This window comes from Pseudomonas sp. B37(2017), assembly GCF_002112885.1.
Lineage (GTDB): Bacteria > Pseudomonadota > Gammaproteobacteria > Pseudomonadales > Pseudomonadaceae > Aquipseudomonas > Aquipseudomonas paraglycinae.
Window position 1 is genome coordinate 213,735 of the sequence record NZ_NEIX01000009.1, and the last position, 17,879, is coordinate 231,613.

Annotated in this window: 12 protein-coding genes; 11 read left to right on the forward strand and 1 reads right to left on the reverse strand. The window is 59.0% G+C overall.

Going from position 1 to position 17,879, the window contains the following annotated elements; all coding sequences use genetic code 11:
* Window positions 1–39 precede the first annotated feature (39 nt).
* From CAF90_RS22090 to CAF90_RS22105, 4 genes are all read left to right on the forward strand, one after another.
* Complete coding sequence (locus CAF90_RS22090; RefSeq protein ID WP_064593093.1) at window positions 40–651, forward strand: trimeric intracellular cation channel family protein; 612 nt, start codon at window positions 40–42, stop codon at window positions 649–651.
* A 298-nt stretch (window positions 652–949) separates the two neighbouring features.
* Entirely contained in the window at window positions 950–1,960 is a 1,011-nt protein-coding gene (locus CAF90_RS22095) for a hypothetical protein (protein WP_085608494.1), read from the forward strand.
* Between the two features lie 241 nt (window positions 1,961–2,201).
* Window positions 2,202–6,965: an RHS repeat-associated core domain-containing protein gene (locus tag CAF90_RS22100; RefSeq protein WP_256578507.1), complete on the forward strand. Its 4,764-nt coding sequence runs from the start codon at window positions 2,202–2,204 to the stop codon at window positions 6,963–6,965.
* 338 nt (window positions 6,966–7,303) lie between these two features.
* Entirely contained in the window at window positions 7,304–8,794 is a 1,491-nt protein-coding gene (locus CAF90_RS22105) for a leucine-rich repeat domain-containing protein (protein WP_085608495.1), read from the forward strand.
* 9 nt (window positions 8,795–8,803) lie between these two features.
* Here the strand turns inward: CAF90_RS22105 and queG are convergent, their stop codons facing one another.
* A complete protein-coding gene (queG, locus tag CAF90_RS22110) occupies window positions 8,804–9,874 on the reverse strand; it encodes a tRNA epoxyqueuosine(34) reductase QueG (RefSeq protein ID WP_085608496.1) in 1,071 nt (356 codons plus the stop codon).
* 63 nt (window positions 9,875–9,937) lie between these two features.
* Here queG and CAF90_RS22115 point away from each other — a divergent pair, with 63 nt between their 5' ends.
* The 7 genes from CAF90_RS22115 (at window position 9,938) to hflX (ending at window position 17,875) form a co-directional block, all read left to right on the forward strand.
* On the forward strand, window positions 9,938–11,437 hold the full coding sequence (locus CAF90_RS22115; RefSeq protein ID WP_085608497.1) for an NAD(P)H-hydrate dehydratase: 1,500 nt from the start codon (window positions 9,938–9,940) through the stop codon (window positions 11,435–11,437).
* Complete coding sequence (gene tsaE / locus CAF90_RS22120) at window positions 11,425–11,895, forward strand: tRNA (adenosine(37)-N6)-threonylcarbamoyltransferase complex ATPase subunit type 1 TsaE (protein ID WP_007950729.1); 471 nt, start codon at window positions 11,425–11,427, stop codon at window positions 11,893–11,895. Before CAF90_RS22115 ends, tsaE begins: the two co-directional genes overlap by 13 nt.
* 51 nt (window positions 11,896–11,946) lie before the next feature.
* Entirely contained in the window at window positions 11,947–13,332 is a 1,386-nt protein-coding gene (locus CAF90_RS22125; protein WP_371915873.1) for an N-acetylmuramoyl-L-alanine amidase, read from the forward strand.
* Window positions 13,329–15,236, forward strand: coding sequence for a DNA mismatch repair endonuclease MutL (mutL, locus tag CAF90_RS22130; RefSeq protein WP_085608498.1), 1,908 nt, complete (start codon window positions 13,329–13,331; stop codon window positions 15,234–15,236). Before CAF90_RS22125 ends, mutL begins: the two co-directional genes overlap by 4 nt.
* The gene (miaA, locus tag CAF90_RS22135; protein ID WP_085608499.1) at window positions 15,236–16,207 is read left to right on the forward strand and encodes a tRNA (adenosine(37)-N6)-dimethylallyltransferase MiaA; all 972 of its coding nucleotides are present in this window, start codon (window positions 15,236–15,238) and stop codon (window positions 16,205–16,207) included. Before mutL ends, miaA begins: the two co-directional genes overlap by 1 nt.
* A gap of 93 nt (window positions 16,208–16,300) precedes the next feature.
* Window positions 16,301–16,561, forward strand: coding sequence for an RNA chaperone Hfq (gene hfq / locus CAF90_RS22140; protein WP_007902656.1), 261 nt, complete (start codon window positions 16,301–16,303; stop codon window positions 16,559–16,561).
* Window positions 16,562–16,573: 12 nt separating this feature from the next.
* Complete coding sequence (gene hflX / locus CAF90_RS22145; protein WP_007950725.1) at window positions 16,574–17,875, forward strand: ribosome rescue GTPase HflX; 1,302 nt, start codon at window positions 16,574–16,576, stop codon at window positions 17,873–17,875.
* Window positions 17,876–17,879 lie beyond the last annotated feature (4 nt).

Below are 17,879 nucleotides of genomic sequence, written 5' to 3' on the forward strand. Positions count from 1 at the left end.
AGTGAGTAGACTGCGCGCCTTCCTGCCAGGATCGCCACCATGTTGCTGATGCTCTACCTCGTCGCCATTACTGCCGAAGCCATGACCGGCGCCCTGTCTGCGGGCCGTCGCGGCATGGACTGGTTCGGCGTGGTGCTGATCGCCTGCGTCACGGCATTGGGCGGCGGTTCGGTGCGCGATGTGCTGCTCGGGCATTATCCGCTGACCTGGGTCAAACACCCGGAGTACCTGGTGCTGACGACTGTCGCGGCGATGATCACTGTGTTTACCGCACGCTGGATGCGTCACCTGCGTTCGCTGTTTCTGGTGCTCGACGCGGTCGGTCTGGTGGCATTCACCCTGATCGGCTGCATGACTGCCCTGGAAATGGGCCACGGCATGCTGGTGGCCTCGGTCAGCGGCGTGATCACCGGGGTATTCGGCGGCATCCTGCGCGATATCTTCTGCAACGACATCCCGTTGATCTTCCGTCGCGAACTGTACGCCAGCGTCTCGTTCGCTGCGGCGTGGTGCTACATGCTCTGTCTGTTCCTGAACGTGCCCAGCGAGCAGGCGATTCTGATCACGCTGTTTGGTGGCTTCCTGTTGCGCCTGCTGGCGATTCGTTTTCATTGGGAAATGCCAAAGTTCGTCTATAACGACGAGCATTGAAACCTTGCGCAAATGAACCCATAGCTGGTCTGCCAGCAAATGACTTCTTTGCTATCTGGATTGTCCGAGGCGGCCGCGTTACGTTCTTCGTGAGCTTTTTTCTTTGGATTTACATTTTATGATGAATGTATCTCGAAGTTAATATGGCCGCTTTTTTAGAATTGCCGATTCTGTATTGGTTTTAGCTACAGGTTCTTACACTTAACTTTTTGCCGGTTTGGGGTTGCATGTTATTCATGGCTTGCTTCGTTTTTGCTTTGCGAGGTATGGAATGACATCAAGCACAAGGAGTAAAAGTATGAGTGAGCTTAACGAAGTATCAGGAAATCAGTTGGCCGGTCCTGGAAGACTGGACAGTATTGACTTGAAAGTGAAGTTGAATTCTTCCTCATCCGCGCGAAATAAAGTGCTGTACGGCAACGGCCGCATGCAAGTAAAGGTTCAGGTGCTGGTGTCAGGTTATGATGAAAACGGGGATCGCACTCTGGTTCCAGAAGAAGTCACGAATACGGTTGAACTTATTCACTACAACACTGGGAGAGCCTTGCGCGACGGCTGGAGTGCCAGTATCGATCAAGGTCGATATACGCTGGAAGCGCCAGTGATTAAGGATGAGCCGGATAACGGTATCCATCCGCAAGTGCGCACATTCTGGGTATCGTCCTCGGGTAGCGGCTCGACGCAAATCGCGGCAAGCGTTTTTTTGAGCGGAGTGACTATCCGAAGCAATGCAACCGGTCTTTCCGGTTTTCAGGACAGCAGTGTCACTTTGGACGCTCAGGTGCCGGTTACCTATTCGGTCGACCAGTTTCGCTGGACTTCCACCAGGCGCGGCAATGAGGAGCCGGGAAACCGGATCTGGAACTACTATCTCGGACTTGTTTATCAGGGACAGCAGATCAATCTGGTGGACTGGGTTGCTTCAAAAGGTACGGATGATGTCATGTTTGCCTATGGTAACTGGGTACATGCGTGGAAAACCAACTATCTGAAGGGAGTCATGGTAAGGCCGAACAAGACTGATATCACTGTGGCGCTACCTGTTAATGACAATACTTTTGTGAATTATACATTTCGAGATCACGCTCTGGATTCTTCGTCAAAGACCAAAGAGTATGTCGTGATAGTCAATGATCGTCACGGCGAGTTGACCATCGTGCAGGCGCTTTCCGAGTTTGCGTACACTGCGGCAGATTCCAGCGCCGATGGCGTGTTTCCGTTTGTCGCAATCGATCAATATGGCACGGAGCACAAGTTGGCCATTCGGACCGACTCTGAAAAGCGTGAGTTCTTTCTGGAGCGGGGATAAGTCCGCGGCGAGTGCAGTCACTGCTTGAGTTCTTTTCGTCGAGACCTTGCCGATTAAAAATACAACGGTGTCGACTCCTGTATTGGTTGATGGTGAGCGTGGCAGCGCGCACATCTGATGTCGCCCGATTTGTTTTACGGTTAATGCAGCCGTTTTTTCGCAGTTTTAAATGATTGCGGAAAAGCGGTTCTTTATTGTGCGTAATTGATTCGATTTTGAAACAAATGACAGGATGTTATTTATGAGTAACCACTCTCCGGAATCCGTGCATTCGAATGCTTTCAATTTTGGTGATTTTGTAGCCGGCGGGGTCGATCCCAGAACCGGCGTTTATACCTGTTCGTTATCCCTTGGGTCTATTCAGTCCGTCGATCTCAACGGCCCTTCATTCAATCTTGCGCTGAATTTCAATCCCTTGAATTCACACAGTGCCGGTTATGGCGCTGGCTGGTCATTGTCGATCACCCGTTATGACTTGCGCAGCAGAGTCATGACGTTTTCCAGCGGCGAGAGCTACAAAGCTGTGGAGTCGCGGGGAACCTTGCATTTCAAGGAAATGAAGCTGGAAAGTGCCAAGGTTCTGAAAACTGCTGATGGACGATACGAGATCCGATACAAGGATGGTCGACGTGAAGTGCTCAGGGTCCATGGGGCGACTAACATCGCGGTTCCCGAGACGATATTCGCAGCCAATGGCGTGAGTATTTCCCTGAAGTACAGGACGTTCAGTGAGCAGCCGATGCTGATCGAGATCAGCGACTTCCAAAGAACGTTGCTCAAGATCGCCCGCAAAGACACAAGGGTGATTCTGACCCGGCATCCGGATACGCCCTCCAGCGCTGAGTTTGCTCTGACGCTCAGAAACGATCAGGTCAACGCCATCGATTTGCCGGAAGGTGGGGGCTGGAAACTGCAGTACGCAGACGGTTATCTGACCCGAGTTGAATCGCCCTTGGGTGCCGTGGAAAACATTCGCTACAAGGAAGTCGGCCATCTCTTCCCGACCGTCGAGGGCGATCAAAGCCTGCCGTGCGTCATTGCCCACGATATCTACGCCAGACACGGGCAACCGAAGGTCAGCAAGATTTACACCTACTCGGACCATAATTACCTTGGGCACGGCGTTGCAGCGGATCCCCAGGACGATGGCGATCCTCTTTTCCGCGCCGTGGGGGGCTATCAGTATTCCAGCGAAGAGCGGCTGATTGTCGGGAGCACAGTCCACACCCGCATCAAGCGAACCTACAACAAGTTCCATTTGTTGATTTCCGAGGTGACCACTTGCGGTAATGCGCAAACGTCGGTTTCAACCCGATATTACTGTGACGTAAAGCTACCTTTCACTCAGCAACCTGCGCAGTTCCGGATGCCTCAAGTCCAGACCCTGACTTACGAGGACCTGACGACAAAAGAGAAGCGTTCCGAGACCTCTGTCACTGAATACGATGCCATCGGCAACCTGCTCAAACAGGTTGGGGTGGACGGGGTGACAACGCAGTTTGAATACTATCCGGCGACCCAGACTCCGGATTGTCCGGCAGATCCGCTGGAGTTTGTCCGCTTCCTGAAGCAGAAAACCGTGGCCCCCGCGACGGGTGGCGGTGCGTCCACCGTCACACGTTACCGCTATGCCTTACTCCCCATGCTCGAGGGAGGGACGCTGGCCAGTGTGGTGCCTGTCGAGGAAAACTTCTTCGAGTGGGTCGCAGATCGCGAAGTCCATCGTTCGACCATTGCGCTGACTTATCTGGAAACGCCGGACAACCCGCTTACACACGGCCTCTTGAAGCAGCAGAAGGTCACCCGTAACGGCACGACGACTTGTATCAACTATGCCTACGCGACTGACGATTTCTCCCTGAGGCTGAAGACAACCTTGCAGGGTTTCGACGGTACCGCGAGTTCGACCGAGCAAACGCTTTCCACCCTGAGCGGTTTGGCGCTGTCAGAGCGCGATGCCGACGACAGTGTGGTTACATTCGAATACGACAAGCTCGGGCGTCGTGTCCGCAAGACGCTTGTCTCTGGCACGGCGCATGTCGCGTCGTACCAATGGCGTCACGAAACGGCCAAGGTAGACGTGCCGGCCACGGTGGTTCTGACCGATCCGTCGGGAGGTATGCAAAAAGTTACCTACGACGCGTTGGGGAGGGTCATCGGCGTTGAAGAAATGGATTGTGACAACCCGGATCCGGCAGGTGCATTTCCAATGCGAGTGTTCTATGCCGCGCTCCATGATCAGGTCGGACGATTGACTGAGCAGACCCGCACCGATTGGTGGGACGGTGTTGCGCGCCCTGTGAAGTCGCAGCTGTTTTACGATAACTGGGGTCAGGTCAAGGAGACTCGCCATGCCGACGGACGAGTCGAGTACAACGAGTTCGATCCGGTGAAGCGCCAGCGCAAGCATTGGCAGCAAGGCCTGGGTAAAACCGTCACTGTCTTCAATGCCTTCGGCAAGCCGGACAGCCTTGAAGTCTTCGACCTCAAGGCGCAAAGCCTGGGCAAAACCGTCTTTGAGTACGACGGATTGGGGCGCACCATCAGTCAAACCGATCCGGCGGGGAACAAGACCAGTTATGAGTACGATGCGTACGATCGTCTGTTTCGCAGTGTTTTGCCTGACGGGCATGCGGTACAGACCGAGTTTGCCGTCCATAGCTCCGAGGCATTGCCGGTCGCCATCAGGGTCGCCGGGAAACTGTTGGGGCAGCAGGTCTTCGATGGTTTGAACCGGCTGACAGAGCATTCGGTGGGCGGGCGCAAGTCGGTTGCGGTTTATTCGGCCGGCAAGACTCAGCCCGCATCGCACACGAGTGCGGCAGGGGAAACGACCGAGTTTGTTTATTCATCGGGTCCGGGTGGCGCCTTGACTGAGCGCAAAGCGCTAACAGGAGGCGGAGGGCTTACCCGTTTCACCTACGATGAACGAAACGGCAGAATGGAAAGTTGCGTCGAGCAAGGACGTGAGAATCTGTTCGAATACTTTCCTTCCGGGCGCCTGAAGTCGGAAACAACCCGCTTTGCCGAACGGCGCCAGACGACCTCCCAAACCTACTCGCTGGCGGGGCGCCCTCTGGAATACGTGGACGTGGTGGGCACGCGGCACAAAACCGAGTACGACATCTGGGGGCGCGAAACCTTGCACAGGCAAGGTCCGGTGGAAACTCGATATTTCTATGGCAAGGCTGGTTTGCTTGAGCGGATCGAAACCCGGGATACCCTGTCCGGGCATCATATCTTCACGCACCTGACCTACGATGATATCGGTCGTGAGCTGACCCGCCGTTTCGAAGTCAACGGATTGCCCTCGCAAACACTGAGCTCCAGTTACACCGTGGCGGGCAAGCTGGCGCAGAAGGTTCTCAGACGCGGCTTCATGGTGTTGCGCGATGAGCGGTTCTCTTACGACGCACGCGGGCGAGTCATCCAGTACGACTGTGAAGGGCTCCAGCGACCGCGAGACCCTTATGGCAAGGAAATTATCCAGCAAACATTCACGTTCGATGCGCTGGATAACATTCTCGCCCTGCAAACCACGTTCCCTCTGGGTGTCAACGTGACGACGTTCAGTTTCAGCGAACAGGATCCGGCCCAGTTGGTCGGGGTTCAACATTCTCATGCCGACTATCCGGCACCGGTCACCCTGGAATACGACGCCAACGGCCGGATGATCAAGGACGATAAGGGCCGTACTCTGGCCTACGACACGTTTGGCCGCCTGACTCAGGTTATCGATTCACGTGGGGAGGTCCTGCGTGGTTACCGATACGACGGCTTCGATCGGCTGGTCGAGCTGTCGCAATCCGGAAAGTCGGCGGTGCAGCGCTTTTATCACCACGGCAAAGTGAGCAGCGAAATCAGTGGTCCTGAATCACGCAGTGTCCTGCGACACGGCCGTCTGATATTGGGACAGCAGCAACTGGGAGCGGGTGCGGGCATTCGGCTTTTCGGGGCTGATCAGCAGCAGAGCGTGCTGAGTCGCTCGCATGGCGAACAATCGCTCGACAGCGCCTACAGTCCCTACGGGCATCGGCCTGTCGAGGGAGGCCTGTTCAGTCAGGCGGGTTTCAATGGCGAGCAACTGGATGAGGTCACCGGTCTGTATCTGCTGGGCAATGGTTACCGGGCCTACAGCCCGACACTGATGCGCTTCATCAGCCCGGACAGCCTGAGCCCGCTCGATGCAGGCGGCTTGAATGCTTACGCGTATTGCCTTGGCGATCCGGTTAACCGAGTGGATCCCACGGGGCATGTTTCCTGGCAGTCGATTGCCGGGATTGCGCTGGGGTTTATCGGGAGTATTGCAAGTATCGCGACACTGGGGGCGGCCACGCCATTGGCATTACTGGCCGTGGGACTGGGAGTCGCCTCGGGCGTTACGGCCATTGCCAGCGAGTTGGCGCATGAACTGGATCCGCAATCTTCGGCTGGCGACATTCTGGGTTACATCAGCCTGGGGCTTGGGTTGGCATCTCTTGGCGCCGGGCTGGCGGGTCAGGCTATCAGAGGTGCCAGCAGGTTGGCGGGGGCTTTCAAGTCAGGATTGAGCAACAATCCGCGCGAGGCCGCCAGAGCCATGGCGAGTGGAATGGGGGGGCGAAGCACTTCAGGAACGAGTGCGGGGGCACGAAAATGGACATACAAGACCCAGGGCTTCAGGGGGACGGTGGATGGGCAAAAAACAGGAAGAGGCGCCATTCCCGGTTTTGAAGAGCTTGATGACATTTCAAGGGATAAATTCTTCCGTTTCAAGGATGCAATCAAGGACGCAGGAAAGTCTCCAAGCGAAGCTGCCAATGGGCTTGGGGGCAAGACTTATTACAATGAGATGGTCCCTTTCAAGTCTCCCAATCCGCGTCAACTCCGCGACCCAGGTTACTTCAATGACACGGGTTACACAGAAATCAGACTTAACCAGGCCACGCGCCTGTTTTTCTTTGCGAACCATGACACCCGTACGGTGACCATGCATGCGTTTGGTCATACCGTGAGAGGCGCTTGATGGGCGTGGCATGCCATGGCCGGGAGAGCAACGCTCACTCGTGCTTTTGCCGGACATATTCTGAGGAATGATCCGGTCGCGCCTTCAACGGTTCCAGCAGGAATCGCTGAAGGCGCCTTTTCATTTTCTGGTCAGGCAGTCAACGCGCCGCGGGGTGGCGGTCTGGGCATGCAGGCTCATGCGGTAGACATACATACGACAGCCCGCAGCAAGCGCAGCGGTATGATGGTTTTCTCGAGGGCCAGACAATTCAGGTTTGGCTGACTGACCTGCGCGTTCGATACGGTTCGCGTAGAACTCCGTTATCAGTGCAACCCAATCTCAAGGATGAGAGTTTCATGGCTGACAAATCACCCAGGATCAAACCTGGCTCCAGCAAAATAAATGACTCCGCTGCCGATGGTTCTCATCGGGTGCCCAGCGGGGATTCTCCCCCCTCAGCCCTGCCGCATCGCCCGGATCCGCTACCGTCTCTTTTCCTGCCGGATCCTGTCACGACGGCGCAGATAACCAATCCCAGGCCGAGCGTGGAGCTTTTCGCGATTAATGAAGTGGCGGGAGTTGCCTCGCCCACTTCTTTCGCGGACTACCGGGTGCCCGCCCGAAAAAATCTCGGCGAGGTCGATGCGCAGGGCGTTCGTGAGTTCAAACACCGCCAGTATGTGGCTGTTTCCGACGATCATTTCGTACAAGTGGTTCGGGATGCCGAAAGCGGTCTTTTTCGCGCCACGGTCGCCAGAGAACTCAAGGCTTCCGGTCCGCTGATGGAGCCGGACGCCGAGGGCAGGTACTGGCACCCTATAGCATCAGGGAGCCCGTTGGATCGAGGCGATGCCCCGTCGGGGCTGGCGCGCAGTGTAGATGAGCGTCTGGCAACGTTGTTTCCGACCATGGCCCAGGATGCTCGGACTTCCATGCACCGCGAGCGATTGACGGGTGATCCGCTGCTGGCAGTGGCCCGGCTGGAAGCGCAACACTTCACTCTGGTGAAGGATCTTGGCGCGTGGACCGGGCAGGTGCCGTCCCGGCACCCGGTCACGGGTTTGCCTCTGACAAATACCGAAATTGCTGCGCAGACAGCAAGCCGAGAGCGTTTTGCTCAGGAGCTTCAGGACAATTGGTCCCGGAAGGCAACCAGCGCCAATCCGTACACTCCATCGACGCTGGATTACGATCTCGATGTACTTGGCAGCCTGCCTCGTTTGTCGGCGGATTTCAGCCATGTTCGCGAGTTGAGTCTGACCAGCACTGCCCCGTTGGAAGACAGCACCTTTCTCGCGAGTTTTCCATGTGTGCGGTATCTCACCCTGTCCGGCTTTGCGTTGAAATCGTTTCCCGCTGAGGTGTACCAGATGAGGGAACTGGTGACGCTGACCTTGGACAACTGTGACATACGGCTCAGCGAAGCCAGCGTTGAAGGCCTTGCCCACATTGAACAACTGACACTGTTGGACTTGAGCAACAACCCGCTCGGACTGTCGCCCGATCTCAGATTCATGAGGCGCCTGGACAGTCTTTATCTCTCGGATACAGGGCTGAACGAGGTGCCTGTCGGGCTATTTGAAAGCGAAAGTCTGGCATTTGCCGATCTGCGCAATAACGAAATTGCACACTTGCCAGACGAACTCTTCGAGGTGCCGGATGTTCGGCAAGTCAATTTCAACTTTCGAAACAATCCGCTGGATGAGGCTACGCTGCAGCGAGTCAGTGTCTATATGGAGGCCGCTGGCCTGGACAGGAAAGTCCTGATTCAAGTTGATGGAGAAGTCCAGATGCAGCCACAAATTGCAGCATTCGAGGGTGAGGACAGTGGTGTGGAGAGCTCGTGAAGGAAAGCTTTACGGCTTTTTATCCAGATGCTGGCGCAGTGCCCATTCGACATGTTCTCTAACCAACTCTGACGGATGATCCCGTCGCGCCTGCAATGCTTCCAGCACCGGAATCGTTGAGGGCGCATTTCCCAGCCCCACCGCCAGATTGCGCAGCCAGCGTTCATAACCGGCACGGCGCAGCGGCGAACCCTCGGTGCTGCTGAGGAATTTGTCTTCATCCCACAAGAACAGCTCGGCCAGTTCGGCGTTGTCCAGATTGTGCCGTGGCTTGAAATCGCTTTCGCCGGACGGGCGGGCGAAGCGGTTCCACGGGCAGCAGATCTGGCAGTCGTCGCAGCCGAACACCCGGTTACCGATCAGCGGTCGCAGGTCTTCGGGGATGGCGTTCTTCAGTTCGATGGTCAGGTAGGAAATACAACGTCGCGCGTCCAGCACATACGGGCCGACGAAGGCATTGGTCGGGCAGATGTCGAGGCACGCGGTGCAGCGTCCGCAATGCTCGGTGCTGTGGGGTTCATCCACCGGCAGGGGCAGGTCGACGAACAGTTCGCTGAGAAAGAAGTAACTGCCGGCCTTGCGGTTCAGCACCAGGGTGTTTTTGCCGATCCAGCCCAGCCCGGCCTGTTCGGCGATGGCCTTTTCCAGCACCGGGGCGCTGTCGACGAAGGCGCGGAAGCCGAACGGGCCGATCTCGGATTGAATCCTGTCCGCCAGTTGTTGAACGCGTTTACGGATCAACTTGTGATAATCGCGGCCCAAGGCATAACGGGAGATATAGGCCTTTTCCGGTTTCGCCAGCAATTGCGCCATTTGCGTGTCGCCCGGCAGGTAGTCCATGCGCAGCGACACCACGCGCAAGGTGCCCGGCACCAGCTCTTCTGGGTGCGAGCGTTTGCTGCCGTGAGCGCCCATATACTCCATTTCGCCGTGGTAGCCGGCCTCGAGCCAGCGTTGCAGGTGCTGCTCATGCTCGGCCAGATCCAGACCGCTGATGCCGACTTGCTGGAAGCCCAGCTCGCGGCCCCAGTCCTTGATGGATTGGGCGAGGGCAGGCAGATCTGTGGTGATGGCGGACATGAGGCGAGAGAAACCGGAGCTGAGGTGCGTATAATTCTGCCAGACATCGGAGCCCGAAGACGCATGCCGCACACTAAAGATCAATTACCCGACGCGCTGTACCGTGCCGCACAGGTGCGCGAACTCGACGCACGGCTGATCGCCGCCGGCACGCCGGGCTTCGAATTGATGCAGCGTGCCGCCCATGCGACGTGGCGCGCACTGGTGCGGCAATGGCCGGCCGCGAATGAAATGACGGTGCTGGCCGGGCACGGCAACAACGCCGGCGATGGTTATCTGGTGGCGGCGCTGGCCCACCGTGCGGGTTGGCAGGTTCAGGTGCTGGCTGTCGGCGAGCCGCAGCGTTTGAAGGGCGATGCCGCCGTGGCGCACGCCGAAGCCGTAGCCGACGGCGTCTCGATTGCCCCGTGGGATCTGTCCTGCGAGTTGCGCGGCATCGTCGTTGACGCGTTGCTCGGCACCGGCCTGAGCGGCGAGGTGCGTGAGCCTTACGCCGCTGCGATTGCGGCGATCAATGCCAGCGGACTGCCGGTGGTGGCGGTCGATATCCCTTCTGGATTGTGCGCCGATACCGGTCATGCGCTGGGTGATGCAGTGCACGCTGACCTCACCGTGACATTCATCGGCCTGAAACTCGGGCTGTTCACGGGCGCGGCCGCGGATCATGTCGGCGAACTGCTGTTTAACGATCTGCAGGCCTCGGCCGAAAACTTCAGTGACATTCCTGCCACCGCTCAACGGCTCAGCGCGGTTAACCTGCCGCGTTTGGCTACTCGCGCGCCGGCGGCGCACAAGGGGCGTTTCGGCCATGTGCTGCTGATCGGCGGCGATCACGGCTTTGGCGGGGCGATTCTGTTGAGCACCGAAAGCGCTTTGCGCAGTGGCGCCGGTATGGTGTCGCTGGCGACTCGTCCGGAACATGTGCCGGCGGCGCTAAGCCGGGTGCCGGAAGCCATGGTGCTGGGCACTTCTTCGGCCAATCAATTGATGGGGCTGCTGGAAAAGGTGTCCGTGCTGGTGGTCGGGCCGGGGCTGGGTCAGGCCGGTTGGGGAAGGGCGCTGCTGTCGGCTGCTGCCAATGCCTCGCTGCCGCAGGTGTGGGATGCCGATGCGCTGAACCTGTTGGCCTCCGGTTTCGTCAGTCTGCCCAAGGATTGCGTGATCACGCCGCATCCGGGTGAGGCGGCGCGGCTGCTGGGGATCAGCACCGCCGACGTGCAGGCCGATCGTCCGGCGGCGGCGCTGGCATTGAGCAAAAAATATACAGCGGTGGTGGTGCTCAAGGGTGCAGGCAGTCTGATTGCTCATCCCGATGGTCGTCTGGCGCTGTGTCATCAAGGCCATCCGGCCATGGCTACTGCCGGTCTTGGCGATGTATTGGCCGGTCTGATCGGCGCGCTGCTGGCCCAGGGCATGGACGGTTTCGATGCCGCGTGTCTGGCGGTCTGGCTGCACGCCAACGCCGGTCTGCAACAAGGTAAATTCGGCCGTGGGCTGGCGGCCAGTGATCTGATTCCAGCCATTCGTCAGTTGTTGGAGGAGCATGCACCGTGTCTGAAGTAACCCTGTACCTGGCCGATGAACAGGCCATGAGCGACTTTGGCGCACGCATCGCCCGTATCACCCAGGGCCATGGCCTGATCTTTCTCGAAGGCAATCTCGGGATGGGCAAAACCACGCTGTCGCGGGGCATCATTCGCGGTCTGGGGCACGTGGGGGCGGTGAAAAGTCCGACCTTCACCCTGGTCGAGCCCTACGAGATCGGTGACGTCCGGGCGTTTCACTTCGACCTGTATCGTCTGGTCGATCCGGAGGAGCTGGAGTTTCTCGGCATCCGCGACTATTTCGAAGACGACGCCCTGTGCCTGATCGAATGGCCCGATAAAGGTGCAGGCTTTTTGCCAAAGCCTGACCTGACCATTACCATTAGCCCGCAAGACAGCGGACGTTCGCTGACCATTTTATCCCAGGGCTCGCGCGGCGAGGCCTGGTGTGCCGCTTTGGCATTGGAAACCAATTGAATGATGGGGTTAGGTATGCGCTTTCGCGCGTTGGTGGCTGCCGCTGGACTGATGTTGATGGCAGTAACCGTCAACGCTGTGGCCGAGACGAAGGTCAACAGCGTGCGCCTGTGGCGGGCGCCGGACAACACGCGACTGGTGTTCGACCTGACAGGCCCGGTGCAGCACAGCGTCTTTACGCTGACCGCGCCGGATCGTCTGGTGATCGACATCAACGGCGCCACCCTCGGCGCGCCGCTGAATGTGCAGACCGCCAACACGCCGATCACCGCCATGCGCTCGGCCCAACGCACGCCGACCGACCTGCGGGTGGTCATCGACCTGAAAAAAGCCGTCACCCCGAAAAGCTTCTCGCTGGCGCCGAATGCGCAGTACGGCAACCGTCTGGTCGTCGACCTGTTCGACAACCCGGCTGACGCCGCACCAGCGCCGACGCCTGCGCCGACCCCAACGGTTGCGACCGTGCCTGCGGTGCCGGTCACCCCGGCCGAGCCTGCGATCAAGTTGCCTCCGGCCCCGGCCGGCAAGCGCGACATCATTGTGGTCATCGACGCCGGCCACGGTGGCGAAGACCCGGGTGCGTCCGGTTCTCGCGGTCAGCGCGAGAAAGACGTGGTACTGCAGATCGCCCGTGAATTGCAGCGTCAGGTCAACGGCATGAAAGGCTTCCGCGCCGAACTGACCCGTACTGGCGACTATTTCATCCCGCTGCGCGGCCGTACCGAGATTGCCCGCAAGAAAGGCGCCGACCTGTTTGTCTCGATCCACGCTGACGCCGCGCCGTCTGCGGCGGCGTTCGGTGCGTCGGTGTTCGCCCTGTCCGACCGTGGTGCCACCTCGGAAACCGCCCGTTGGCTGGCCGACAGCGAAAACCGTTCCGACCTGATCGGCGGTGCCGGCAACGTCAGCCTCGACGACAAGGACCGGATGCTGGCCGGCGTTCTGCTCGACCTGTCGATGACCGCCTCGCTGACCTCCAGCCTCAACGTCGGCCAGAAAGTCCTGACTAACATTGGCCGGGTCACTCCGCTGCACAAGCAGCGCGTGGAGCAGGCCGGGTTCATGGTGCTGAAGTCGCCGGACATCCCGTCGATCCTGGTGGAAACCGGCTTCATCTCCAACGCCAACGAAGCGAACAAGCTTTCGGCAGCGAGCCACCAGCAGGCGCTGGCGCGTTCGATCAGCAGCGGCGTGCGCCAGTTTTTCCAGCAGAATCCACCACCGGGCACCTACATCGCCTGGCTGCGTGATTCGGGCAAGATCGCTCAGGGGCCGCGTGATCACCGGGTCGGCCCGGGTGAGACCGTGGCGATGATCGCCGTGCGGTATCAGATCTCGCCGGCCACGCTGCGCAGTGCCAACAATCTGAAAAGCGATGATCTGAAAGTCGGTCAGCACCTGACCATTCCCGGCACCGAACTGGCGTCCAAAGAATGAATCAGGTCCTGAACGCTGCGCGCATCGAACTGCTCAGCCCGCGGCTGGCGAACCAGATCGCCGCCGGTGAGGTGGTCGAACGCCCGGCCTCGGTGATCAAGGAGCTGCTGGAAAACAGCCTCGACTCCGGCGCCAAACGTATCGACGTCGATGTCGAGCAGGGCGGCGTCAAACTGCTGCGAGTGCGTGACGACGGCAGCGGTATTTCCGCCGATGACCTGCCGCTGGCCCTGGCGCGTCACGCCACCAGCAAGATCCGCAACCTGGAAGACCTTGAGCAAGTAATGAGCCTGGGTTTCCGGGGCGAGGCTTTGGCATCGATCAGCTCCGTGGCACGTCTGACCCTGACCTCGCGCACCCGCGATGCCGTTCAGGCCTGGCAGGTCGAGACCGAAGGCCGCGACATGGCGCCCCGCGTGCAGCCGGCGGCGCACCCGGTCGGCACCTCGGTGGAAGTCCGTGACCTGTTCTTCAACACCCCGGCACGCCGCAAATTCCTCAAGACCGAAAAAACCGAATTCGATCACCTGCAAGAAGTGATCAAGCGTCTGGCGCTGGCGCGTTTTGACGTGGCCTTCCACCTGCGCCACAACGGCAAGACCATCCTCAGCCTGCACGAGGCCCACGATGATGCAGCCCGCGCCCGGCGTGTGGCGGCGATCTGCGGTTCGGGTTTCCTCGAACAAGCGCTGCCGATCGAGATCGAGCGCAATGGCCTGCATTTGTGGGGCTGGGTCGGTCTGCCGACCTTCAACCGCAGTCAGGCGGACTTGCAGTATTTCTTCGTCAACGGCCGTGCGGTGCGTGACAAACTGGTGGCTCACGCGGTGCGTCAGGCTTATCGCGATGTGCTGTTCAACGGCCGGCATCCGACGTTCGCGCTGTTTTTCGAGGTCGATCCGGCAGCGGTCGACGTCAACGTGCACCCGACCAAACACGAAGTGCGTTTCCGTGACGGACGCATGGTGCATGACTTCCTGTATGGCACCTTGCACCGTGCCCTCGGCGATGTGCGACCGGAAGATCAGCTTGCCGGATCGGTCACTACCGCGATCGTCCGGCCAACCGGCCTTGAAGCTGGTGAATTCGGTCCGCAGGGCGAAATGCGTCTGGCGGCCAATGCGCTGCTGGAGCAGCCGCAGGCGCAACCGGCGTTCAATACCTCGTCGGGTGCCAGCGCTGGCGGCGCTTATCAATATCAATACACGCCGCGTCCGCAATCGACCGTGCCGGTAGCCGAGGCGCAGGCTGCGTACCGCGAGTTTTTTGCGCCGCTGCCCGAAGCGAACGCCAATGCGCTGCCGGCCGGTCAGGAAGACATTCCGCCGCTTGGCTACGCGCTGGCGCAGCTCAAGGGCATCTACATTCTGTCCGAGAACGCCCAAGGCCTGGTTTTGGTGGACATGCACGCCGCTCACGAGCGCATCATGTACGAACGTCTGAAAGTCGCCATGGCCAGCGAAGGCCTGAGCGGTCAGCCGCTGCTGGTGCCGGAGTCGCTGGCGGTCAGTCAGCGCGAGGCTGATTGCGCTGAAGAACATGCAGCTTGGTTCCAGCGCCTCGGTTTTGAATTGCAGCGCCTTGGCCCGGAAACCCTGGCCATCCGGCAGATCCCGGCCCTGCTCAAACAGGCCGAAGCCAACCGTCTGGTCGGCGATGTGCTGTCGGACTTGATGGAATACGGCACCAGCGACCGGATCCAGGCGCATCTGAACGAACTGCTCGGCACCATGGCCTGCCACGGCGCGATCCGCGCCAACCGGCGCCTGGCCCTGCCGGAAATGAACGGCCTGCTGCGTGACATGGAAAACACCGAGCGCAGCGGTCAATGCAACCATGGCCGGCCGACCTGGACCCAATTGGGCCTGGACGATCTGGACAAACTGTTTCTGCGCGGTCGTTGATGAGCCAGCTTCCTCCAGCGATTTTCCTGATGGGCCCGACCGCTGCGGGCAAGACCGACCTGGCCATCGAGCTGACCAAGGTGCTGCCGTGCGAGCTGATCAGCGTCGATTCGGCGCTGGTCTATCGCGGCATGGACATCGGCACCGCCAAACCGTCCAAAGAACTGCTGGCCGAGTTTCCGCACCGGTTGATCGACATTCTCGACCCGGCCGAAGCCTATTCGGCAGCGGATTTCCGCCGCGATGCACTGGAGGCCATGGCCGAGATCACCGCGCGTGGAAAAATTCCGCTGCTGGTGGGCGGCACGATGCTCTATTACAAGGCTTTGATCGACGGTCTGGCGGACATGCCGGCGGCCGATCCCGAGGTTCGCGCGCAGATTGAAGAAGAGGCCGCACGCCTTGGCTGGCAAGCCCTGCACGATCAGCTGGCGGCAATCGATCCGGAGTCGGCGGCACGCATCCATCCGAACGATCCACAACGACTGAGTCGTGCGCTGGAAGTTTACCGGGTCAGCGGTCAGAGCATGACTGAACTGCGGCTGAAACAATCTGTACAAAGTACCGAAGCGGCCGCATCGGGACTGCAACAATTGCCCTATACTGTCGCGAACCTGGCGATTGCTCCAACTAATCGGCAGGTACTGCACGAGCGCATTAAACAAAGATTCACAAATATGCTGGAACAGGGATTCATCGACGAGGTCGTAGCCCTGCGTAATAGAAGTGACCTGCATGCCGGGTTGCCGTCTATACGTGCTGTAGGCTACCGCCAGGTCTGGGACTTCCTGGATGGCAAGCTGACGTCGGCCGAGATGCATGAGCGGGGCATCATCGCCACGCGCCAATTGGCCAAACGCCAGTTCACCTGGCTGCGCAGCTGGAAAGATTTACACTGGCTCGACAGTCTGGATTGCGACAATCTGCCACGCGCCTTGAAATACCTTGGGACGATCTCCATATTGAGCTGAGTCCTTGCAATTGCCGTCTATCCTTGGGGGTGTGGCGGCAAAAGCCATCTGTTTACCTATTTTTTATATTGAATCCTTAAAGGAGTGCGGCACATGTCAAAAGGGCATTCGCTACAAGACCCTTACTTGAATACTTTACGTAAAGAGAAAGTGGGGGTTTCCATCTACCTGGTGAACGGGATCAAACTGCAAGGCACGATCGAGTCGTTCGACCAGTTCGTTATCCTGCTGAAGAACACCGTCAGCCAGATGGTTTACAAACACGCTATCTCTACAGTCGTGCCGGTTCGTCCAATTCGTCTGCCAAGCGCAACCGAATCCGAAGCAGGTGACGCTGAGCCAGGTAACGCCTGATAGGAGTCTCCTTTGTTCTTTGAGCGCCACGGTGGTGGTGAACGAGTCATCCTCGTTCACTTGGATGGACAGGACCCTGAGGCGCGCGAAGATCCGCAGGAGTTTCAGGAACTGGCAAATTCGGCTGGCGCCGAGACCGTTGCGTTTTTTAACGTGCCGCGTCATCGGCCAACCGCCAAATACCTGATTGGCAGCGGCAAGGTCGAGGAATTGCGCGACCTGGTCCACGCCGAAGAAGCCGATCTGGTGATCTTCAATCACGTCCTTACGCCCAGTCAGGAACGTAACCTCGAACGTGTTTTCGAGTGTCGCGTGATCGACCGTACCGGTCTGATTCTCGATATTTTCGCCCAACGCGCCCGTACCCATGAGGGCAAGCTCCAGGTAGAACTGGCCCAGCTTGACCACATGAGCACCCGGCTGGTTCGCGGCTGGACTCACCTTGAGCGTCAAGGTGGTGGTATCGGCATGCGCGGCCCGGGTGAAACCCAGCTCGAAACCGACCGGCGACTGCTGCGGGTACGCCTGCGCCAGATCAAGGGCCGGCTGGAAAAAGTGCGCAGCCAGCGCGAACAGTCGCGTCGCGGCCGCTCGCGTGCGGATATCCCTACCGTGTCTCTGGTGGGATACACCAACGCCGGCAAGTCCACGCTGTTCAATAACGTGACCAAGTCCGACGTGTACGCGGCTGACCAGCTGTTCGCCACGCTCGACCCGACCCTGCGCCGTCTGGATCTGGACGATCTGGGGCCGATTGTCCTGGCCGACACGGTGGGTTTCATCCGCCACTTGCCGCACAAACTGGTCGAGGCATTTCGGTCTACGCTCGAAGAGTCGAGCAACTCCGACCTGCTGTTGCACGTGATCGATGCGGCCGAACCGGATCGCATGTTGCAGATCGAGCAGGTGATGGTGGTGCTGGGCGAGATCGGTGCCCAGGACTTGCCGATCCTCGAGGTCTATAACAAACTCGATTTGCTTGAAGGCGTTGAGCCACAAATCCAGCGCGATGAAAACGGCAAGCCCCAGCGGGTCTGGCTGTCGGCGCGTGATGGCACCGGTCTGGAATTGCTCGAGCAGGCGATTGCCGAGTTGTTGGGCAGTGACCTGTTCGTAGGAACCTTGCGCCTGCCTCAGCGGTTCGCGCGTCTGCGTGCGCAGTTCTTCGAACTGGGCGCGGTACAGAAAGAAGAACACGACGAAGAAGGGGTCAGCTTGCTGGCCGTTCGATTGCCACGCTCGGAGCTCAATCGACTGGTGAGTCGTGAAGGCGTTGTGCCGACGGAGTTCATCGAGCAACACACTTTGCAATAAAAGC

What these genes read in the sequence shown, in the direction of transcription:
- CAF90_RS22125 (WP_371915873.1), top strand. Translation starts at nt 11,947, where the DNA reads ATGTTGATGGCAGTAACCGTCAACGCTGTGGCCGAGACGAAGGTCAAC.
- mutL (WP_085608498.1), top strand. Translation starts at nt 13,329, where the DNA reads ATGAATCAGGTCCTGAACGCTGCGCGCATCGAACTGCTCAGCCCGCGG.
- CAF90_RS22105 (WP_085608495.1), top strand. Translation starts at nt 7,304, where the DNA reads ATGGCTGACAAATCACCCAGGATCAAACCTGGCTCCAGCAAAATAAAT.
- hfq (WP_007902656.1), top strand. Translation starts at nt 16,301, where the DNA reads ATGTCAAAAGGGCATTCGCTACAAGACCCTTACTTGAATACTTTACGT.
- CAF90_RS22115 (WP_085608497.1), top strand. Translation starts at nt 9,938, where the DNA reads ATGCCGCACACTAAAGATCAATTACCCGACGCGCTGTACCGTGCCGCA.
- CAF90_RS22095 (WP_085608494.1), top strand. Translation starts at nt 950, where the DNA reads ATGAGTGAGCTTAACGAAGTATCAGGAAATCAGTTGGCCGGTCCTGGA.
- miaA (WP_085608499.1), top strand. Translation starts at nt 15,236, where the DNA reads ATGAGCCAGCTTCCTCCAGCGATTTTCCTGATGGGCCCGACCGCTGCG.
- queG (WP_085608496.1), bottom strand. Translation starts at nt 9,874, where the DNA reads ATGTCCGCCATCACCACAGATCTGCCTGCCCTCGCCCAATCCATCAAG.
- CAF90_RS22100 (WP_256578507.1), top strand. Translation starts at nt 2,202, where the DNA reads ATGAGTAACCACTCTCCGGAATCCGTGCATTCGAATGCTTTCAATTTT.
- CAF90_RS22090 (WP_064593093.1), top strand. Translation starts at nt 40, where the DNA reads ATGTTGCTGATGCTCTACCTCGTCGCCATTACTGCCGAAGCCATGACC.